Annotated in this window: 21 protein-coding genes; 15 read left to right on the top strand and 6 right to left on the bottom strand. The window is 39.3% G+C overall.

Annotation, left to right across the window (positions count from 1 at the left end):
- Window positions 1-27: 27 nt before the first annotated feature.
- A complete protein-coding gene (locus POD11_RS07500; RefSeq protein WP_262456839.1) occupies window positions 28-1,086 on the top strand; it encodes a 2,3-butanediol dehydrogenase in 1,059 nt (352 codons plus the stop codon).
- A 48-nt stretch (window positions 1,087-1,134) separates the two neighbouring features.
- Here POD11_RS07500 and POD11_RS07495 read toward each other — a convergent pair whose 3' ends face one another.
- Together POD11_RS07495 and POD11_RS07490 are read right to left on the bottom strand one after the other, a co-directional pair.
- The gene (locus POD11_RS07495) at window positions 1,135-2,046 is read right to left on the bottom strand and encodes a bestrophin family protein (protein ID WP_000637009.1); all 912 of its coding nucleotides are present in this window, start codon (window positions 2,044-2,046) and stop codon (window positions 1,135-1,137) included.
- Between the two features lie 69 nt (window positions 2,047-2,115).
- Window positions 2,116-3,387, bottom strand: coding sequence for a sigma-54 interaction domain-containing protein (locus POD11_RS07490; RefSeq protein WP_262456838.1), 1,272 nt, complete (start codon window positions 3,385-3,387; stop codon window positions 2,116-2,118).
- 191 nt (window positions 3,388-3,578) lie between these two features.
- On the opposite strand from POD11_RS07490, the gene POD11_RS07485 reads away from it, so the two are divergent.
- The 4 genes from POD11_RS07485 to POD11_RS07465 all read left to right on the top strand — a co-directional run bounded on the left by POD11_RS07485 (window position 3,579) and on the right by POD11_RS07465 (window position 8,078).
- On the top strand, window positions 3,579-4,274 hold the full coding sequence (locus tag POD11_RS07485) for an MBL fold metallo-hydrolase (protein ID WP_262456837.1): 696 nt from the start codon (window positions 3,579-3,581) through the stop codon (window positions 4,272-4,274).
- 9 nt (window positions 4,275-4,283) lie between these two features.
- Window positions 4,284-5,939: a TIGR01244 family sulfur transferase gene (locus tag POD11_RS07475; RefSeq protein ID WP_334311809.1), complete on the top strand. Its 1,656-nt coding sequence runs from the start codon at window positions 4,284-4,286 to the stop codon at window positions 5,937-5,939.
- Between the two features lie 233 nt (window positions 5,940-6,172).
- Window positions 6,173-6,964 carry a sulfite exporter TauE/SafE family protein gene (locus POD11_RS07470; RefSeq protein WP_262456836.1) on the top strand — a complete coding sequence of 264 codons (792 nt, stop codon included), beginning with the start codon at window positions 6,173-6,175 and terminating at the stop codon, window positions 6,962-6,964.
- A gap of 109 nt (window positions 6,965-7,073) precedes the next feature.
- Window positions 7,074-8,078, top strand: coding sequence for a homoserine dehydrogenase (locus POD11_RS07465; protein ID WP_262456835.1), 1,005 nt, complete (start codon window positions 7,074-7,076; stop codon window positions 8,076-8,078).
- A gap of 30 nt (window positions 8,079-8,108) precedes the next feature.
- On the opposite strand, the gene POD11_RS07460 is transcribed toward POD11_RS07465, so the two are convergent.
- A complete protein-coding gene (locus tag POD11_RS07460; protein ID WP_016141093.1) occupies window positions 8,109-9,026 on the bottom strand; it encodes a DMT family transporter in 918 nt (305 codons plus the stop codon).
- Window positions 9,027-9,192: 166 nt separating this feature from the next.
- On the opposite strand from POD11_RS07460, the gene POD11_RS07455 reads away from it, so the two are divergent.
- Window positions 9,193-10,047: a helix-turn-helix domain-containing protein gene (locus POD11_RS07455; protein WP_262456834.1), complete on the top strand. Its 855-nt coding sequence runs from the start codon at window positions 9,193-9,195 to the stop codon at window positions 10,045-10,047.
- A 5-nt stretch (window positions 10,048-10,052) separates the two neighbouring features.
- On the opposite strand, the gene POD11_RS07450 is transcribed toward POD11_RS07455, so the two are convergent.
- A complete protein-coding gene (locus tag POD11_RS07450; protein WP_262456833.1) occupies window positions 10,053-10,439 on the bottom strand; it encodes a winged helix-turn-helix transcriptional regulator in 387 nt (128 codons plus the stop codon).
- A gap of 95 nt (window positions 10,440-10,534) precedes the next feature.
- Between POD11_RS07450 and POD11_RS07445 the strand changes: the two genes are divergently transcribed.
- Window positions 10,535-11,143 carry an FMN-dependent NADH-azoreductase gene (locus tag POD11_RS07445; protein WP_262456832.1) on the top strand — a complete coding sequence of 203 codons (609 nt, stop codon included), beginning with the start codon at window positions 10,535-10,537 and terminating at the stop codon, window positions 11,141-11,143.
- A gap of 77 nt (window positions 11,144-11,220) precedes the next feature.
- Here the strand turns inward: POD11_RS07445 and chrA are convergent, their stop codons facing one another.
- Window positions 11,221-12,570 carry a chromate efflux transporter gene (chrA, locus tag POD11_RS07440; protein ID WP_262456831.1) on the bottom strand — a complete coding sequence of 450 codons (1,350 nt, stop codon included), beginning with the start codon at window positions 12,568-12,570 and terminating at the stop codon, window positions 11,221-11,223.
- 242 nt (window positions 12,571-12,812) lie between these two features.
- Here chrA and POD11_RS07435 point away from each other — a divergent pair, with 242 nt between their 5' ends.
- The 8 genes from POD11_RS07435 to POD11_RS07400 are packed head-to-tail and all read left to right on the top strand — an operon-like array spanning window position 12,813 to window position 20,024.
- A complete protein-coding gene (locus tag POD11_RS07435) occupies window positions 12,813-13,556 on the top strand; it encodes a GntR family transcriptional regulator (RefSeq protein WP_144730384.1) in 744 nt (247 codons plus the stop codon).
- Window positions 13,557-13,584: 28 nt separating this feature from the next.
- Window positions 13,585-15,318, top strand: coding sequence for a fumarate reductase/succinate dehydrogenase flavoprotein subunit (locus POD11_RS07430; protein ID WP_262456830.1), 1,734 nt, complete (start codon window positions 13,585-13,587; stop codon window positions 15,316-15,318).
- Window positions 15,319-15,338: 20 nt separating this feature from the next.
- Complete coding sequence (locus POD11_RS07425; protein WP_000864073.1) at window positions 15,339-15,584, top strand: 4Fe-4S dicluster domain-containing protein; 246 nt, start codon at window positions 15,339-15,341, stop codon at window positions 15,582-15,584.
- Window positions 15,585-15,603: 19 nt separating this feature from the next.
- Window positions 15,604-17,034, top strand: a complete 1,431-nt coding sequence (locus tag POD11_RS07420) for an ABC transporter substrate-binding protein (RefSeq protein ID WP_262456829.1) — start codon at window positions 15,604-15,606, stop codon at window positions 17,032-17,034.
- 34 nt (window positions 17,035-17,068) lie between these two features.
- Window positions 17,069-17,923: an ABC transporter permease gene (locus POD11_RS07415; protein WP_262456828.1), complete on the top strand. Its 855-nt coding sequence runs from the start codon at window positions 17,069-17,071 to the stop codon at window positions 17,921-17,923.
- Between the two features lies 1 nt (window position 17,924).
- Window positions 17,925-18,764 carry an ABC transporter ATP-binding protein gene (locus tag POD11_RS07410; protein ID WP_262456827.1) on the top strand — a complete coding sequence of 280 codons (840 nt, stop codon included), beginning with the start codon at window positions 17,925-17,927 and terminating at the stop codon, window positions 18,762-18,764.
- Window positions 18,761-19,759 carry a HEAT repeat domain-containing protein gene (locus POD11_RS07405; protein WP_262456826.1) on the top strand — a complete coding sequence of 333 codons (999 nt, stop codon included), beginning with the start codon at window positions 18,761-18,763 and terminating at the stop codon, window positions 19,757-19,759. Before POD11_RS07410 ends, POD11_RS07405 begins: the two co-directional genes overlap by 4 nt.
- Window positions 19,743-20,024 carry a DUF971 domain-containing protein gene (locus POD11_RS07400; protein ID WP_262456825.1) on the top strand — a complete coding sequence of 94 codons (282 nt, stop codon included), beginning with the start codon at window positions 19,743-19,745 and terminating at the stop codon, window positions 20,022-20,024. Before POD11_RS07405 ends, POD11_RS07400 begins: the two co-directional genes overlap by 17 nt.
- Window positions 20,025-20,063: 39 nt before the next feature.
- On the opposite strand, the gene POD11_RS07395 is transcribed toward POD11_RS07400, so the two are convergent.
- Window positions 20,064-21,350, bottom strand: coding sequence for an MFS transporter (locus POD11_RS07395; RefSeq protein ID WP_262456824.1), 1,287 nt, complete (start codon window positions 21,348-21,350; stop codon window positions 20,064-20,066).
- Between the last annotated feature and the right edge of the window lie 143 nt (window positions 21,351-21,493).

Genomic DNA, 21,493 nt, shown 5'->3' with positions numbered 1-21,493 from the left:
CAACATCCTGATTTGAGGGAGATAATAATGAAAGCAGCGCGTTTTTATGACAGAGGCGATATTCGCATTGAAGATATCCCTGAACCAGAAGTCACTGCCGGCACTGTAGGCATTGAGGTAGCTTGGTGTGGAATTTGTGGTACAGATTTACATGAGTTTATGGAAGGGCCAATTTTTATTCCACCTTGTAGACATCCGCATCCTATTTCAGGTGAATCTGCACCGATTACTATGGGACATGAATTTTCAGGTGTGGTCTATGCTGTAGGTGAAGGTGTTGATGACATTGAAATTGGTCAACATGTCGTCGTAGAGCCTTATATTGTGGCCGATGATGTGCCGACTGGACCGGGCGATAATTATCATCTTTCCAAAAATATGAACTTTATTGGTTTAGGTGGTCGTGGTGGTGGTTTATCGGAAAAAATTGCGGTTAAACGCCGTTGGGTGCATCCAATTTCCAATAAAATTCCGCTCGATCAGGCAGCCTTAATTGAACCTTTGTCGGTTGGTCATCATGCCTATGTGCGTAGTGGTGCAAAGGCTGGTGATATTGCACTGGTAGGTGGTGCGGGCCCAATTGGTTTGCTGCTTTCAGCAATTTTAAAAGCGAAAGGTCTTAAGGTCATCATTACCGAGCTGAGTACAAAACGTAAAGAAAAGGCCAAAGATTCGGGAGTCGCAGATTATATTTTAGACCCGTCAGAAGTTGATGTTGTTTCTGAGGTCATGAAAATTACTAATGGCGATGGCGTCGATGTCGCGTTTGAATGTAGTAGTGTTAACAAAGTATTAGATACTTTGGTTGCAGCAGTCAAACCAACCGGCGTTATTGTTATTGTTTCGATTTGGAGCCACCCAGCATCAATTAATGTGCATAGTGTGGTGATGAAAGAGCTTGATGTACGCGGCACAATTGCCTATGTAAATGACCATCAAGAAACGATTAAACTGGTTGAAGAAGGTAAAATAAATCTTGAACCTTTTATTACACAGCGTATTCAACTTGATGATTTGATTTCACAAGGTTTTGAAACCTTAATTCATAACAATGAGTCAGCCGTTAAGATTATCGTACAGCCCTAAATAGATACTTAAACCTATAAAAAAGAGCGATGATTCGCTCTTTTTTTATTAAAGTAAATTATTGTCTTGGGCTTCAATAATAGGCGGTAATGGCTGCCCTAAAGAGCTTAGAGACTCTCGCTCAATCAAACGTACAATTGAATCGAGCGGTAAATCATTTTCTTGCAAACCAAAGGGTTCTTCAATTTGAGCACTTAAGGCATCTAAACCTAAAAACATATAAGCGATTAAGCCGACAATAAGTGGTGTCCAAATACCTAAAGCTGCTTCAAGGCTAAACGGTAATATGAAACAGAAGCAGTAAACGGCACGGTGCAAGAGTACTGAATATGAATAGGGTAAAGGTGTCCCAGCAATTCGGTCACAACCTGCTTGGATATTGCCTAACTCAACAATATGTCGATTTAAAGTGCTATAGATAATGTCACTAATTTCACCATCTTTGAGTATTTTAACTAAATCTTTTTGAATATTTTCAAGTACAAACTGAGGGGCATTAATATGCTCATTTAAATAATTAAGTGAAGAATTATTTAAATAAGCATGTTCAAGAAATTTTGTGGGTTCGACTGTTTGTTGACGCAGTCGATCACGCAATAAATTACTAAAAATTAAGACCTGGTGAATTAAATGTTCACGTTGTTCATTAGATAGAACATGACTATCTCTAACAATATGTCTGGCATTGGCAATTAAAGCACCCCAAAGTTTGCGGCCTTCCCACCATCGGTCATAACACGCATTATTTCTAAAACCTGTACAAATTGACAGAATCACACCAAATATTGTAAATCCAATCGCGGGTACGGTAGGAATTTGAATCCAATGATAATAAGAAAGCCAGACCACACAGGCTGAAATAAGTACAACAAAACTCAGTGCTGGCAAGACCTTCGGTAAAATTGTTCCTTTCCAAGCAAATAAAAGTTTAAATACATTGCTTTTATCACGAACAATCATATAAAGCCTTTGAACTAACGAACCTAACCAAGTGCAATATGATACGCCTTAGACGAGCTAAATACCTAGCTAAAGCTTATGCTTTTGTCTATAGCGCCAAAGCGTTGTACGGCTAATACCAAAAATATTCGCGACCATATTCAGGTTATGGTTATATTTTTCTAAAGCAGCTTGTACATTTTCAGGGGTAAGTTCTGTATTTGTCTCAGGCAATTTAACGTAATCTTCAGCATTTAAGAGTTCATTTGGTAAGTCTTCGACTTCAATTTCATCCTTACCATTTGCCATGGTTAACGCATAAAGCAGGGTGTTTTTTAGCTCACGAACATTTCCCGGCCAGTCATAATTCAATAAAACTTGCATGGCTTTTTGATTAACATGACGAGGCATTGTGTCGAGTTGAGTGGAGCTTTCTTTTAAAATTTGATCGACAATCAGTGGAATATCAACTTTTCGCTCTCTGAGTGGTGGTATAAAAATTGGAATCACACGCAAACGGTAGAGCAAATCATGACGGAAACGCCCAGCTTTGGCTTCTTCGCGTAAAGCTTTATGTGTTGCGGTAATAATTCGGACATTGGCTTGAATCGGTTTTTCACCACCTACAGGCGTAAATTCACCTGTTTCTAATACCCGTAATAATTTAGCTTGAAGCTCTAAAGGAATCTCGGCAATTTCATCCAGAAACAGCGTTCCACCAGCGGCACGTTCAAACACACCTTTATGGTCACGAATTGCTCCCGTAAAAGCACCTTTCACATGCCCAAAGAGTTCACTTTCTAAAATATTAGAATTTAAAGCTGCACAGTTAATCACTACAAAAATCTTATTTTTACGTTGGCTATAATCATGAATTGCCTGTGCCACCAGTTCTTTGCCGCTACCAGATTCACCGCGAACAAGCACTGGAAACTCAGTAATAGCGACTCTTTGAATTATTGAAAACATACGAGCCATTTCTGGTGAGCAACTATTGAAAACTTTAGCCAAGTCTTTTAATTGCCCTGTTATTTCTAACGGTTCTGCAAGGTCATTTTCATTGCTAATCGGCTGTAAAATATGTAGCTTTCCAATAATATGATGCTCCGCAATATAAATATCATGTTCTTGATAGATAAATCGCTTTCTCATTTTAGGAGTATTGATTTCAAGATATTGATTGTGATGGTCTTGAGCAAGCGCTGCCATGCTCTCAACAGAAATGTCATCCGTATTAAATTTATAATGAATTGCTTGAGTCGTTGTGTCTGCTAAAAACAGACTCGCATTTGGAAATAAAGCTTTTAATTGCTCAAATAAAATAAAAAAATCTTGTTCTGACTTAAAATTTAGCTTTGCCATTTCATGTGTTTCACAATTGTTTCATTGAAACATACTTGAGTTTCAAGGGAACATCAAGCTGCGTTTGTTTTCTAACTTTAATTTCATTGATTGATTTAATTGTTTGATTTTTATATTTATTATTAAATTTTAAATAATTGGCACCTTATTTGCAAAATATAGGAAAGAAATAAATTATTAAGGTATAAATCATGTTCTTTAAGCAATTTTTTGAGCAGGAAAGTTCGACTTATACATATATGCTTGGGTGTGAAGAAACACGAGAGGCTATTTTAATTGATCCAGTCGCTTCAGACATAGAGATCTATGCAAAAGAATTAGAGCAGCATCAATTTACGCTCATCTATACCTTAGATACTCATGTTCATGCAGACCATATTACTGCTGCGAATTTGCTTCGTGAACGTTTCCATTGCAAATCAGTTTTACACCGAAACTCAGATGTAAGTTGTGGAGATATTTTAATCACAAATGGTTGCATGCTTAAAGTCGGTAACCTCAGTATTGAAGCGCGTTATACACCAGGTCATACCAATGCTTGTACGAGTTATTTAGTTGAAAACATGGTTTTCACGGGCGATGCATTATTAATTGATGGTTGCGGTCGAACTGATTTCCAACAAGGTAATGCAGGCACACTTTATGACAGTATTCATAAACAACTTTTCAGCCTGCCTGACGACACTATTGTGTATCCGGGCCATGATTATAAAGGTCGTTTATCTTCAACAATTGGTTATGAACGTTTAAATAACTCACGCCTAGGTCAAAACCGCTCGCGCGAAGATTTTATTAAATTGATGAATAACCTAAATCTGCCATATCCAAAACAAATTGATAAAGCACTTCCTGCCAATCAGGCTTGTGGCTCAATCTCACAATCATAAGGTGGCAATATGGAACTTAAACAAGTTAATCAAGATTTTTATGTTGCTGGCCAGATTACTGCCGATGAGGTCGAAAAAATTGTAGAGCAGGGAGTAAAAACTCTGATATGTAATCGACCAGATGGAGAAGGTGCAGACCAACCCAATATAATTGAAATTGAAGAAGCAGCTCAGCGATATGGCCTAAATGTAATCTATCAGCCTGTTACCAGTGGAAAAATTACTGATCAGCAAGTTGCCGAGTTTAAGCAACTTTATCAGAATGCCCAAAAACCTGTTTTAGCTTATTGCCGTTCTGGTATGCGTGCAATTAGTTTATGGGCTTTGGCCGAAGTTGCTCCACAAGATGCAGCATTGTTAGTTGAAGCGGGTAATAAGCTTGGATTTAACTTAAAAGGCCTAGTGCCACGTATTTTAAAACGTGACCACGAACCAGCCACTATTCCTTGTTATAGCGTTGTGATTGTGGGTGCTGGGGCTGCAGGAATTTCTGTTGCATCGAGCTTACTGTCTCGTGAACCTCATTTAGATATTGTCATTATTGATCCGGCCGATACTCATTATTATCAACCCGGCTGGACCATGGTAGGGGCTGGTATTTTTAAACCACAAGTAACCGCACGCTCTATGGCAAGTGTGATTCCTTCAAAAGTGAAATGGATGAAAGCTGCCGTTGCTGGATTCGACCCTGAGCATAGTCAGGTTATTTTGGAAGGATGCCAACCCATTCAATATAAGGCACTGGTCATCTGTCCCGGTTTAAAACTGAATTGGCATGGAATTGAAGGTTTAGTTGAAACCTTAGGTAAGAATGGGGTGACGTCTAACTATCGTTATGATTTAGCGCCGTACACCTGGGAACTGGTGCAACAGCTAAACGATGGAAAGGCGATTTTCACCCAGCCGCCTATGCCAATTAAATGCGCCGGTGCTCCTCAAAAAGCAATGTACCTTTCAGCCGACCACTGGTTAAAGCAAGGCAAACTCAAAGATATCTCTCTTCATTTTTATAACAGCGGCGGTGTTTTATTTGGTGTGAAGGAGTATGTACCTGCACTAATGCAATATGTCGAAAAATATGGTTCTGAACTGCACTTTAACCATCAACTTGTCAAAGTAGATGGGCCTGCAAAAAAAGCATGGTTTAAGGTAGTGAACGATGAAAATGCAGCATTGGTCGAAACAGATTTTGACATGCTGCATGTTGTTCCACCGCAACAAGCTCCGGACTTTATTCGTGCCAGCACACTTACTGATGAAGCAGGCTGGGTCAGTGTGAATCCTCAAACTTTACAACACACAGAACATACCAATATTTTTGCATTAGGCGACGTGATGAATGCGCCTAATGCCAAAACTGCTGCTGCGGCACGAGCACAAGCTCCAATCGTTGCTGTAAATGTGATCGCCCAGCTCAAAGGTGAGCAGAACTTCTGTGAATACAATGGCTATGGCTCATGTCCACTTACCGTAGAGCGTGGAAAAATCGTTCTAGCTGAGTTTGGTTACGGCGGCAAACTACTTCCTAGTTTTCCGAAATGGGTGATTGATGGGCAAAAACCATCTCGTTTGGCTTGGTTGCTTAAAGAGCAAATTTTACCGCCGATTTATTGGCAAGGCATGCTCAAAGGCCGCGAATGGATGGTCAAACCTGAGCGAGGATAAGTAAAGCAACGCTTTACCCGAGCGCAAGACGAGAACTATGTTCGAGTTAAGAGGATAAGTAAAGCAACGCTTTGTACGAGCGCAAGGCGAAAGCTTTGCTTGAGCGGAAGAGGATAAATAAAGCAACCTTTACCCTAACAAGCGGTTGAAGCTTCGCAAGAAGACGAGAACTTACTCCCCCATTAACCAGCAGTCTACTGCAAATGATGTATATGCAATTTTAGGCTTTTGATATGTTATTACTTGTCGTTGAAGGCATCGTGATTGGCTTTTTACTTGGTCTCACTGGTGCAGGTGGCGGTATTCTTGCCGTACCTGCGCTCATGACCAGTCAAGGTTGGAGTGTAGCTCAAGCTGCGCCGATTGGATTGTTGGCAGTTGCACTATCTACACTCATTGGCACCATTGAAGGTTTATTTAAAAAGATAGTTCGTTATCGTGCTGCAATCTGGATTGCCATAATTGGTGCTCCTATGGCACATATTGGCATTTTAATAGCCAACGCGATTTCACCTGTTTGGCTCATGTTAATGTTTAGCTTGGTCATGTTTACAGTAGGTTATCGACTTATTAGTAACAGAGTATCAGACTTTCATAACCCGCCGTGTCAGGTCAACCCAAGTACAGGACGATTTATCTGGAATTTTAAAACGGGAAGCGTTCTTGCAAGTATCGGAATTATTGCTGGGCTTTTAACTGGAATGTTAGGAGTTGGTGGTGGCTTTGTAATTGTGCCAGCGCTTAGAAAAGTCACAAATTTGGATATGCATAGCATTGTTGCAACCTCACTTATGATTATTTTTCTCATTAGTGGGATAAGCATTGTGATGCATATTGCAGAGGGTTTTCACTATCCAGTAGCCATTACCAGTGCGTTTGCACTCGCATGTGCATTTGGTATGTTATTAGGACGCAGAGCTATTCGTTTTATTCCGTCTGCAATCGTGCAAAAAGTCTTTGCTTTAATGGTTTTTGCTGTCGCAATTTATATGGTCATTAAGATTGTTAATCTAACAAATATCTAAACAATATAGTATTTTAACCTTCTCTATAAATAGCAATTTTCCAAAGATGAGATGTTAAAATTATCTTTGGAAATTTGGTTTAAACCATATAAATTTTTGAGAAAGCGATATGAAGCGAATTAACGTGGCAATTTGTGGTTTTGGACGGATTGGGCAACAAATTGCAGAGCTTCTTTTAAATCGATCGACATACTATCAACAAAAATATCAAATTGATGTCCGTTTAGTGGGTGTCTGCAACTCATCATCAGGCTTAATTGATCAAGAAGGTTTACAAGCTGCCAAGGGGCTAGATAAAACACAGTATCAAGCAGGCCTAACTGAGCAAAAGTTTTTACAACAGGTTCAAGCAGATGTCATTATTGAGACAGGGCCAAGTGACTATGTGACAGGTGGAAAAGGACTATTTTATTTAAATTATGCTTTAACACATAACATGAATGCGATTGCAGTATCTAAAGGTGCTCTAGTCGTAGATGGTAAAAAATTAATTAACTTGGCACATCAGCACAATAAAAAACTATTTTTTAGTGGTGCCACTGCTGCGGCTTTACCAACTGTTGATTTATTTGAATATAACTTGGCTGGCTGTCAAATTTTAGAAATAGAAGGTGTCTTTACCGGAACCACAAATTTTATTTTAAATGATATGTTGCAACATGAATGTGCGTTTGCAGAATCTCTTGGAAAAGCTCAAGCAAAAGGGATTGCAGAACCTGACAGCTCTTTCGATGTAGATGGATGGGATACCGCTGCCAAAATTACGATATTGGCAAATACTGTTTTGGGAGCTGATGTAAAAATTCAAGATATTCCAAGACAAGGAATTAGCCATGTGACTGCCGATCATATTCGTGATTGGAAAAAAGAAAATCTAATTCCTCGTTTGGTGGGTTTTATTCATAATAAAAATCTGCAAATTCAAACAGGTGTTGAATTAAGGTTAGTTCCGGTAAATCATTCTTTTGCTCATCTGCAAGGTTCTAATAAATGCATTCGAGTGTTAACTCAAGAAATGGGTGAGCTTGTTGTAAGTGGAGGAGCATCTGCACCATTAGCTACAGCCGCCGCGGCTTTAAAAGATTTCGAGTTGATGCTAAAAATGAGCTGCTAAAATTAATTATGATTTATAAAAAGCAGGCTTTTATGCCTGCTTCTCACAATTTTTTTGACTATTAAATAACTTTTTTCCAATTTCAAACTTACTAAACATTAGGTAGTTGCCAAGTAAGATTAATAAAATTCCAAATACAGCATTTAAGGTCCACTCATATCCTTCAAAGAAGGTAGAAACAGTTAGAGCAACTAAAGGGAAGAGCAACGTGCTATATGCTGCTTTTGAAGCACCAATTCTCCCAACCAGAGAAAAATAAGCAGAGAACCCAATAACTGTGCCAAATACAGCCAAGTAAAGTACCGAACTTAAAAATGGAAAATTCATTGGAGGCATTAAATCTTGGCCAGTAAATAAAGCTAAACTTAACATCACTAACGATCCATACGTCATGGCATAACAGTTTGTTGAAAAGATATTTAGACCACGTTTTTGATGCCTAACACTGATCATATTTCCTAGAGAAAAACCATAAGTGCCTATAGCACATAGCCCAATACCTATTAATAACTGAGCATTAAACTGGCTATTTATGAGATCATGCCAAAAGAGTAAAACGATGCCACCTAAACCTAAAAGTGCAGCTGGACCAAAATTTGGTGAAGGTTTTTGCTTAAAAAAGATAAGCGCATTAATGGCATTAAAGAAAACAGCCATCGAAAAAATGACAGACTCTAAACCGCTGTTTACATATTTCACGGCGGTATAAAAACAAATAAAGTTTAGGCCGAAAACACATAGACCTTGCAGCATACAAAACAAATGATCTTTTAAAGCAATTCGCTGTAATTTTCCTGAAAATAGTAAAACAACCCACAGTAATAAGGCTGAAATAGCAAAACGCCATAAAATTGCGACGACGGGTGTTGCATAATGGCTCTGAACGGCAATTCCAATCCATGTTGTTCCCCAAATCAACACCACCGCAACATAGAGTAAAATATTCATAAGTTCATCCTCGATTACCAAACTTAAGTATCTAGGAATGCTTCATTTTTCACGTATATATTCTTGTGTTGTACATGCAAGATCTTGCGTTTTTTATATAACTGAACTAGCTGAATTTTGCTGAATATGGTTAACTTAAGCTCAATAATATTCGTTTTAATTTTGCATGGCCTATCAAACTTTAGAACAGCTACAGCAATCTAAAGCCAAGCTTCACGAAACTGTGGTGCTTGATGAAAATATGCAACTTGCATTTTGGTCTAATGAGCAAGATCGTGTAAGTGTCTGTAGCGATCACCACACTTTAAGTCTGTATATTCAAGATGGCTATGAAAGCTATCAAAAAACACCTGCGGGCTGGAAAAATGGCGGTGGGCCGGGTCGTTTTTGCTTATTGCCTGAACATCAGGAGTCGACTTGGGATATACGAGGCGGACTTAAATTTGTTCACTTGTATTATACCGACCAACATTTGCGTGATGTCGCTGAAAAAATATGGGACAAAGAACCCAATCAAATTGAACTAAATGAAGTGGTGTTCAATGACGATGAGCGGATTCGAGCGTTATATCAGTTTTTCCTATTAGATTGTGATTGGAAAGATTCAGCAAACCATTTACAGATGAGTACCACTGCTAGCTTATTGCTCAATCATTTAATTCGAAGATATAGCAATGTGAAGTGGCAGCAACCCGTCATTAAAGGTGGGCTGGCGCCTCATAAACTTAAATATATTCAAGACTGGATTGAAGGGCATCTAGACCAAGCACTGACTTTGTCTGACTTAGCAAATGTTGTGAATTTAAGCGAATATCATTTTGCCCATATGTTTAAACAATCTATGAATATGGCGCCTCACCAGTATGTCATGCAAAGGCGCTTAACTAAGGCAAAAGGTTTAATTCAGTCATCTCAACTTTCTTTACAAGATGTTGCTCTTGTATGTGGTTTTAGTTCAGCGAGCCATTTAAGCCATCGCTTTAAACAGTTTTATGGCATAAGTCCTTCACAATTACGTTAAGCATCTCATGTAATTGGTTTATCTTGAGTTGCATCAAATGCAGCCCTTGCCGCATCAATATCCGTGATATGCTGCTGTGCCCATTGGCCTAAAGCAATTACAGGCTCTGTAAGTGAATGGCCCAAAGGTGTTAATTCATATTCAACATGCGGTGGAACTACAGGATAGACCGTACGTTTAACCAATCCATCTCTTTCTAAACCACGCAAACACAAGGTGAGCATACGCTGTGATATTCCATTGATATTTCTCTTTATTTCAGAAAATCGATGAGGGCGTGATGCAAGTGTCATTACAATAAGAATGCTCCATTTTTCACCAACTCTAGCCAGAACTTGGCTGACTCTTTGACAATCTGAGCTTTGTAAATCATGAGGTATGGTTACAGTCATATTACTTGGTTCCCTAAATGTGCCTTCTTGTGCATAAGAATAATAGTAGTAACATAATTAGTTCAAGTAACAATTTTATACTGTAGGTATAAACGATGAAACTACTTCAAATTGACACAAGTATTTTGGGTGAGCAATCTGTTAGCCGCCAACTCACCTCATCTGTTATTCGTCAGCTCAGCACAGCTTATCCAGATGCAGAAATTATTCATCATGATTTTGCTTTAGAGTCAATTCCTCACTTGTCTGATGCCGAGTTTTTAGCATGGCAAGGGGTAGAACCTAATAATGAAACAGCGCAACAACGTGTTGCACAAAACAGCCAATATTTGGATGAGTTTTTATCGTCAGATATCGTTGTGATTGGTGCACCTATGTATAACTTTAGCTTCCCATCACAATTAAAAGCGTGGCTTGACCGCCTATCTATTGCTGGAAAAACATTCCGTTATACAGAAAATGGTCCAGAAGGTTTAGTAAAGGGGAAACGTATTATTATTGCTTCTTCGCGTGGTGGTGTGTATTCAGAAGGTTCACCAGCCCAAGTTTTAGATTATCAAGAAACTTATATTAAAGCTTTTTTCAATTTTATTGGTGTGACTGATATTACTTTTGTACGTGCAGAAGGTATTGGTTTGGGGCAGGAAGCACGCCAAGCAGCATTAGATAATGCAGCAGCACAAATTGCACAGTTAGCGGGCTAAAAACATAAACAGCCGAGCAGTAATATCATTGTTCGGCTGCGTCTATGGATAATTAAAAAAGCTAACTCAATAAAGGACTAAAAGAAAGTGACGGCTAGTCCAACCAGCGCTGATGCAAAAATGACATATAGCACATTAATATTAAAGCGGAATAAAGCAATGAATGCAGCCACAGTAATGATGGCTGCGACAGCATCAAAGTGTCCTGAAAAACCCTCTGGCCATAACACGTGATAACTAAAAAATAATGCCAGATTTAAAATGACACCAACCACAGCAGCGGTAATGGCAGTAAGTGGCGCCGTAAACTTAATTTCATTATGGGTAGATTCAATAATGGGTGCACCAGCAAAAATAAAGACAAATGAGAAAAGGAAAGTAAACCAAGTCACAATGACTGCACCGAATGCTCCAGCAAAAAATAGATGCTCGGGCCCAAGTAATGAATGATTAACACCCCCTAAAAAACCAACAAAGGCAACCACCATAATGAGTGGGCCAGGTGTAGTTTCACCTAAAGCGAGTCCATCAATCATTTGAGTTGGTGAAAGCCATCCAAAATGATTTACAGCACCTTGATAAACGTAAGGTAAAACAGCGTATGCACCTCCAAATGTGAGCAGTGCAGCTTTAGTAAAAAACCAAGCCATTTGGGTATAAGAGTGATACCACCCAAAATAGGCGCCTAGAGCTAAAATTGACAATAACCATAAAACGATTGCCACAAAAATAAGTTTAGCTAACCGCAACCAATGGAATTTAGCATGCTCTGGCGTTGGGGTATCATCATCAATAAATGCTCGGCCATAATCTTTTTGGCTGGCTTTATGTCCAGCGACTGAAGAAAAAAGTTCTGGATACTTTTTACTCGCTAAATAGCCGGCAATACCAGCTGATAGCACAATAAGGGGGAAAGGAAGCTTTAAGACAAAAATGGCAAAAAACGCAGCAATTGCGACGAACCATAAAAATTTATTTTTAAGTGAACGGCTACCTATACGGTATGTTGCATGAAAGACAATTGCGGTAACGGCAGGCTTGATCCCGTAAAAAATACCTGCAATAACAGGAACATCTCCGAATTTTATATAGACCCAAGATAGCCCAATTAAAATAAATAAAGAGGGCAATACAAATAAAATCCCTGCAACTAATCCTCCCGCAGTTCTATGCATAAGCCAACCAATGTAGGTTGCTAATTGCTGAGCTTCAGGACCAGGTAACAACATGCAGTAGTTCAGGGCATGCAAAAACCTTTTTTCGGATATCCAGCGCTTTTGTTCAACCAGTTCCTGATGCATCACAGCGATTTGTCCAGCTGGTCCACCAAAACTAATAAAGCCAAGCTTGAGCCAAAATAATAAAGCTTGCCAGAAGGTAACCTGTTTTACTGAGTCATCAGGGGTACTTTGTTGTTTTTGTTGCATATTATCCCCTAAAAAAATAATAGTAATTTTTACGTTTATGGCATAACGGAGTATGTTTTATAGCATACCAAACACAAATGTATTTTTTATGATAACCATTCAACTTTTATAGATAACTATTTATTAATTTATTGATATTCATTGAAATTATTTTTTTAACTAAAGTTATCGCTTTAAATTATTTCCAAAGCTGAAACATTTTAAACATTATTTGCTCAAGTTGTTATAACAGGTTGTAAGCCGTGAGCCAGCTGCCCCAAGATCCCAAAAATCACAAGCCTCTTTATGATCAGTTAAGGGAACTCATCCTTAACAAAATTGTAAATGGTGAATATGCCGTGCTGAGTCAAATTCCATCTGAAAATGAGTTTGCTGAACAGTTTGGTGTAAGTCGAATTACAGTTCGCCAAGCGCTCAATCAATTACAGCTGGAAGGCTATATTTTTAAAGTGCCGGGTAAAGGGACTTTTGTAAGTAAACCAAAAACTTTCCAGAACATTTCAAATTTGCAGGGTTTTGCAGAAGCAATGTCATCTGCTGGTCACGAAATTTTAAACCGCGTCATCTCGGCCGAGCTTAAGCAGATCCCGATGCACGTCGTACCTAAATTAAAGTTACCTGTTAAAGCCAATGTGTATGAAATTCAACGTGTTCGTTTACTCAACCGTCAGCCAGTGTCTTATGAGTTGACTTATTTGCCAGAACATATTGGTTTGAAACTTAAAGAGAAAGCGATTGATTTACGTACAACTGATATTTTCAAGGCCTTAGAGCAAGAGTGCGATATTCCTTTGGGACATGCGGATTTAAGCATTGATGCCACGGTAGCGGATGAAGAATTAGCGGCCTTATTGCAAGTCGAAATCGGAACTCCGGTATTACGGGTTGAGCGTTTGACTCATGACGCAAATGGCCAACCGATTGACTATGAATATCTCTATTTCTCGGGCGATACCTTCCAGTACCGTTTACGTATCCATCGTTAATCACTCAGGTAAAAATAAGGAATATTCAATGGAAACTAAATATCTTGAGTTTGATATTGTCGTTATTGGTGGCGGAACTGCTGGGCCAATGGCTGCGATTAAAGCAAAACAAGAAAACCCCAATTTAAAAGTCTTACTCATTGAAAAAGCGAATGTAAAACGCAGTGGGGCAATTTCAATGGGAATGGACGGTCTGAATAATGCCATTATTCCGGGCTATGCAACACCTGAGCAATACACCAAAGAAATTACGATTGCTAATGATGGAGTGGTTAACCAAACCACCGTATATGCATATGCAAAGCATAGTTTCAAAACCATTCAACAGCTCGATCAATGGGGCATTAAGTTTGAAAAAGATGAGACAGGCGAATTTGCAGTAAAAAAAGTACATCACATGGGGGCATATGTTTTACCAATGCCTGAAGGGCATGACGTTAAAAAAGTTTTATACCGTCAGTTAAAGCGTGCTCAAGTCAAAATTAATAATCGGATTGTCACCACAAAGCTTTTAAAAAATGAAGAAGGTGCAATCAATGGGGTACTTGGTTTTGACTGTCGTAGTGGTGATTTTTATGTCATTAAAACCAAAGCAGCCATTTTATGTTGTGGCGCTGCAGGGCGTTTAGGTTTGCCAGCTTCTGGCTACTTAATGGGTACTTATGAAAACCCAACCAATGCGGGTGATGGCTATGCAATGGCATACCATGCAGGTGCTGAACTTGCCAACTTAGAATGCTTCCAGATTAATCCACTGATTAAAGACTATAACGGCCCAGCTTGTGCCTATGTGACTGGTCCTTTAGGAGGTTATACCGCCAATAGTAAGGGTGAACGCTTCATTGAATGTGACTACTGGAGTGGTCAAATGATGTGGGAGTTTTACCAAGAATTAGAAAGTGGTAATGGTCCTGTTTATTTAAAAGTAGATCATCTGGCCGAAGAAACAATTCAAACTATTGAAGAAATCTTGCATACCAATGAGCGCCCAAGCCGTGGTCGTTTCCATGAGGGTAGAGGAACCAATTATCGTCAAGATATGGTGGAAATGCATATTTCAGAAATTGGTTTCTGTAGTGGGCACAGTGCTTCTGGTGTATGGGTCAATGAAAAAGCCGAGACTTCGGTTAAAGGTTTATACAGTGCAGGCGATATGGCGGCTGTACCTCACAACTATATGCTTGGTGCCTTTACCTATGGCTGGTTTGCGGGCGTAAATGCGGCGCAATATGTGAATGTAGTTGAAGATAGCGAATTAAACCAAAATGAAATAGAAGCAGAAAAAGCACGAATATTTGCACCACTGGATTGCTCAGAAGGTTTACCTCCAGAACAAGTGGAATATAAGCTGCGCCGTTTTGTAAATGACTATTTGCAGCCCCCTAAAACACGCCAAAAAATGGAAATTGGGCTCAAGCGTTTTGAAGAAATCAAACAAGATATTAAGCGAATTTCTGCAAGAAACCCGCATGAGCTGATGCGTGCCGCTGAAGTTTCTTTTATCCGAGACTGTGCAGAAATGGCAGCGAGAGCTTCATTGTTTAGGGAAGAAAGCCGTTGGGGCTTGTACCACTATAGAGCAGATTTCCCTCAAAAAAATAACTCGGATTGGTTCTGCCACGCGCATTTGAAAAAAGATGAACAGGGCAACATGGTCAGTTTCAAAAAAACAGTTGAGCCCTATGTAGTTCCGATTAACCAAGATGAAGCTGTGTCGTATGACCGTTTACGCATTCAAAAAGATGTTGCTCTAGCAGACTAAATAAATCAGGAATTCAAATCATGGCTTTTATTTTTAAAGAAGTACAGCACCGTACTGTCGCACCCGTCATTATCGATGAAGATAAATGTATTGCTGATAAAGGATGCACAGTCTGCGTAGATGTTTGTCCAATGGATTTATTGGCAATCGATCCCACAACCCAAAAAGCTTTCATGCAATTTGATGAATGCTGGTACTGCATGCCTTGTGAAAAGGACTGCCCAACGGATGCAGTCAAAGTAAATATCCCATACTTACTCAAATAATTAATTTGGAATACTCAACATGAGACAAAATAAATTGATCAATAAAAAACTATTACTTAGTAGCTTAATTGGTGTCATTGTACTTGGCACTTGGGGGTGCGGCAGTAAAACAGAAACTGTGCGTGTAGCCATTGGTACGCAAGACACGACCATTAACTGTGCAACAGGTGGGTTGTTAGTTCGTGAATTGAATTTATTACCAAAATATTTGCCAAAAGATGGTAAATACAAACACGTTAAATATGACATTCAATGGAAAAATTTTACCTCTGGTGCACCACTTACCAGTGAGATGGTGGCTGGCCGGCTAGATTTGGGAGCAATGGCTGACTTTCCTGCTGTTAATAATTTAGCGGCATTTAAAAAAGCTGGAAAAGAAAGCATATTTTTAGCGCCTTTGTCAGGCAGTATTAATGGTAGTGGGAATGCGATTGTTGTCCCAATTGACTCAAAAGTAACTTCACTTAAAGAACTAAAAGGGCAAACCATTTCTGTACCTTTTGCCTCAACTGCTCACGGACTATTATTGCGAGCGATTCAGGCAGAAGGTTGGCAACTTGATAAAGATATTAAAGTGATTGCTCAGGCTCCAGAAGTGGCAGGGCCTGCATTAAAAAGCCATAAGATTGCTGCGCATGCTGACTTCGTACCGTTTGGTGAGTTATTTGCTTACCAAGGTTTTGCTAAAAAAATCTATGATGGTTCACAAGCAAAATCACCGACATTTCATGGTTCACTTGCCAGCAAGGATTATGCACAGCAGCATCCGGAAGTCATAAAAGCTTATTTACAAGCCTCCATTGAAGCAAATCGATTGATTCGGGAACAACCAGAAAAATACAGTGAACTTATTGCTGAAAAAACAGGTATTCCTGCCGAAGTAGTTTATCTGTTTCATGGTCCATTAGGTCTACAAACTCGTGACTTAACGTGGAAACCTGAATATCGAAAAGCGACTCAAATTGCGATAGATACCTTAAAAGTTCTAGGCAAAAACGACGGTACGCTTGATGTAAATAAATTTATTGATGACCAATACATTAAGGATGCATTTCAGGCATCTGGACTTAATTACAGCCAGCAATTGGCTGACTATGCAAAATCACCTTTGGTTGCCAATGACGCTTTAACGGGCCAATCCATCAAAACATTTGATCGGGTGACTCAAATTTGGGTAAAGGGTGAAGAAAAAGTTCGTAGCTACGAAACGCCGGAGCATGCTTTTTCTGATTTAAAGAAAATACAAGCCGATGGAAAAACAGTGCGTGTGGTTTATAGCCAAGATCATCAGTCCGACATTAAGTTACTTGCCAATCTGGCATGGTATGCCACAGACAAAGCAGGACAAATTCAGGCCTTTTTATTAAAAGATGATGCTGAAAAATGGGCTAAACAACAAGGCGGAAAAGTATATGACTTTAAAGCTATTCAGCTTGTAACACAGAGCTGATGTGTTGACTTACCGAATGAACAGGAGGTGACAAATGAGTAGTTTAGCCCAGACAAAACTTAATAACCGAAGTACATTTTTGACTAAATTTTTTCAGCAGTTGAGATCATATTCAGTGCGTTTAAAAAGCTATGTCATTGCTTTTACATCGATAGCTTTTTGGTTAGTCATTTGGCAAGGACTAGCTCAGTTTAAAATAAATTTAGGCATTGTGAACTTTAGCAATGTCCCGACACCTTTAGATGTCATTCATGCGCTGTGGAATTTTTTTCAACTCAGCACTGCATTTGAACATGTTCAATCTAGTGTGTTTCGCGTAGTGATTGGTTTTGTACTCGCGGCTTTAATTGGTGTAGGTATTGGTTTGTTAGCAGGACGTTATCAAAAACTTGCTGCATTTCTAATGCCGCCATTAGAAGTATTACGGCCAATTCCAGCAGTTGCATGGATTCCTTTAGCGATTCTGATTTTTCCATCCTCAGAAGCTTCTATGATTTTTATTACCTTTATTGGAGCTTTATTTCCAATTTTATTAAACACGGTACATGGCGTTGGTGCAGTTGACCCAAGACTCGTTGCGTCAGCGAAAAGTCTAGGTGCTTCTGATCTCGCCATTATTCATGAAGTCATTATTCCGGGGGCGTTGCCGAACATTATTACGGGGTTATCAATTGGAATGGGCACTTGCTGGTTCTGTTTAGTGACGGCCGAAATGATTTCGGGCCAACACGGAATTGGATACTTCACGTGGGAGTCTTTTACCTTGCAAAACTATAGCAATATTGTGGTTGGCATGGTGTTGATCGGAGCCTTGGGTATGTTTAGCAGTACTTTAGTGCGCGTGATTGGAAACCGATTTACCCCATGGTATCAATTGAGGAAGTCTTAAAATGTCAATTACACAAGGCCATGTGCGTATTCAAAATCTGTCACTACATTTAGGGCAAGCTAAAAATCGTTTTCAGGCATTAGATCGAGTTAATTTCGAAATACAACCGGGTGAGTTTATATGTCTACTTGGCCCATCTGGTTGCGGTAAATCAACATTATTAGGTGCTTTAGCAGGGCACTTACCGATTAGTTCTGGGACTTTAACGGTCGATAATGAATCGATATTTGAACCGCATCCAGACAGAGGTTTGGTGTTTCAGCAACATACCTTATTTCCATGGAAAAGCGTGCTTGAAAATATTGCATTTGGTTTAAAAATGAAAGGCATCGCCAAACAAAAGCGTATTGAACAAGCTCAGAAAATGATTGATCTGGTCGGACTTAAAGGCTTTGAACATAAATTTCCAGCCGAGCTTTCTGGTGGCATGCAGCAACGAGTTGAAATTGCGAGAGTACTTATTAATCAACCTCGCATTTTATTAATGGATGAGCCGTTTGGTGCGTTAGATGCTCAAACTCGTTTAAAAATGCAAATGCTATTACTCGAAATTTGGCAAGAAATTCAAACGTCGGTTTTATTTATTACCCACGATATTGATGAGGCACTTTTTTTAGCCGATCGAGTGTTGATTATGAGCCATCGACCAGGGCGAATTATTGAAGAAATTTCGCTTAAGTTTGAGCGTCCACGAGATGTTGAGCTTGTAACGAGTAGTGAATTTACTGCCATTAAAAAACATTGCATCCAGACTTTAAAAGAAGCCACCCAGCAAGAAGAGTTAAGCCGTTTAAATCCATTAGGGCTTGGAAAGAAATCACAAATTAAGGAATACGAATGAGTTTTTATTATCAAGCTTTAGATGACTTCGATGAATATAATCAGGAATTTCTTGCACAGCTCAATGATCCAGATGAAAAGATTCGCTTTGTCGCTTTAATGAATATTAGTGATGAAGAAAATCCGGATTTACTTCCTTGGTTGCATGCAGCACTACAACACGACACTTCTGCTTTAGTTCGTGAAGAGGCGGCAAAAAAACTAGAAAGTTGGGAAGATCTAACTAGCTTACAAGTATTGGCGCAAGCCTTATTTGATGTTGATCTGAATGTGAGACAAGCTGCTAGCCAGAGCTTAAGTGAAGTCAAAAATGCGGCATCCGCCCAGATCCTTGCACCATATTTAAAGCATACGGATACTTTCGCTCTTAGTGCAATTCTGCGTGCTTTAAAACCTTTACGACCACACCAATTATTTGAAGAGATATCCGCTTTGGTACACCATGAAGATGTTCATGTGCGCCGTGAGGCAGTCAGTGCATTAAGTTGGTTACAACAAGATCAAGCAATTACGATATTGGCAAAAACTGCCGAAAATGACTTGGATGATGAAGTCCGCCGCATTGCAACGGGTGGTTTGGCTTATAGTCAGAGTATATCCGCAGAGGTCATCCAAGCGCTTCAACATTCTTTAACCTCGGAAAGTTGGCAACTAAGAGTCGAAGCAGCATTGACGATTGGAAAATTACGTATTGTTCAGCTCGAAACTCCATTAATTCATGCTGTATCAGACTTGTATTGGCAAGTACGTATTGCAGCAGTAAGGAGCTTGGGACTACTCAAATCATATCCGGCAGTTGCTCATCTTTCTGATAATTTTAAACATGAAATTAGCAATTTACGTAAAGAAGTCGCTTTAGCACTCGGTGAAATTGGTACAGCAGAAGCTCAGACGTTATTGGAACAACATCAAAATGACTCCGACCCAGAAGTACGAAAAGCGATTCGTATTGGATTAAATCAAATTGGTGAGGTGAAGTATGCAAATCAGACCTGATATTCGTGTCGACACTATAAATAAGCAGGTTCACTTTATATGGACCGATGGCTCAAGCGTATGTCTGAGTCATCAAAATTTAAGGGAAATTTGCCCATGTGGCTTTTGCCGAGCGAAGCGAATTAAACAAATTAAAATAGAACACCAAAATGTTGAAGTGACAGCAATGTTCGATCAAGGATATGGTGCCCAAATTTGTTTTAGTGATGGGCATGATAAAGGGATTTTTCCGTGGGCTTTTTTAAAAGAATTTAATAAGAGCTAAAAAATGCCTTCTGCTTGGGACAGAAGGCATCTTATTTAATTAATGGTCATGTTCTAAATAATCGGGTTTTTTAGGAAGCGCAAGGCTACACAAGAAACAGATAATCAGCATGACAATCACATAAATAAAGAAGGTGTTTTCAATTCCGGCAGCTTTAAACTGTAAGGCAACCGAAGGTGCAGAACCACCAAACAGCGCATTACCTACCGCATAAGAAAACCCCACACCTAAAGCTCGCACATGAGGTGGGAACATTTCAGCTTTTACCAAACCACTAATAGAGGTATAGAAACTCAGAATCATCATCATAAAAATGAGTAGTAAAGCAATAATAATCGGCGAATCTATATAATTAGGCATCCCAATGGCCATGACTGGATAGATAAAAATCGCAGATAATAAGCTAAATGCTAGCATTGAAGCACGTCGCCCAATACGATCTGAAATTGAGCCAAATACAGGTTGAGCACACATATAGACAAATAGTGCGAAGGTCATGATATAACCAACGGTTTTTCCGTCCATTCCTAAATTGGTTAAATAGGTTTTTGAATAAACAGTTTCTACATAAAACGTTAATGAACCAGCCGAGGTATAACCCACCACCAATAAAAAAGTTTTCCAATGCTTTTTAAAGAGCTCTCTTAAGCTACCAGATTCTTTTCGTTCGCTATCTTGATGTGAAAGTGTTTCTTCTAAGCGGCTACGTGCAAGTAAAGATAAAATTGCGGCAATACCACCAATAACAAACGGAATACGCCAACCGCCATCATGTAATTGTTGCTCACTTAAAAACGTTAATAAAATAACGCCAAGTAAGCTGGCAAGTAATTGACCACCAGAGAGGGTGACATATTGGAAAGACGAGTAAAAACCACGTTGGCCTTTTAAACCCAATTCACTCATATATGTTGCTACGGCGCCATATTCACCCCCAACTGATAAGCCTTGAAGTAAACGTACTACCAGTAAAAGAAATGGGGCAAATAAGCCAACTTGGTCATAAGTGGGTAGGGCTGCAAATAAAAAAGAACTCAAAGCCATAAGACAAATTGAGATGACCATCGATTTTTTTCGACCATGCCGGTCTGCAATACGCCCAAATACCCAACTACCAATAGGACGCATAAAAAAGCTTGCAGCGAATACCCCCCACACATAGATAGATTTAGTCGTACTATCCATATCTGGTGCAGTTAGAGCTTGAGTAAAGTAGGCAGCAAATACTGCATAGATATAAAAGTCGAACCATTCAACTAAATTACCAGAGGCTGCGCCTACAATCCCACGTATTCTGCTACGTTTTTCTTCCTGAGTGTATGTCATATTTCTTCCATCATTTTGCAGACAAAAACGAGGAATTTTTAGATATGCTGGATAGAAAATAGAATGAAAATTTAAATATCAATCAATCCTGAGCATGTCCTTAAATTCCTAACCCTTCATTTTTTCTAATTTTAAAATTCGAT

The sequence above is a fragment of the Acinetobacter sp. P1(2023) genome, from assembly GCF_028367635.1.
Taxonomy (GTDB): Bacteria; Pseudomonadota; Gammaproteobacteria; order Pseudomonadales; family Moraxellaceae; genus Acinetobacter; species Acinetobacter pittii_E.
This window is presented reverse-complemented; position numbering and strand designations above follow the sequence as displayed.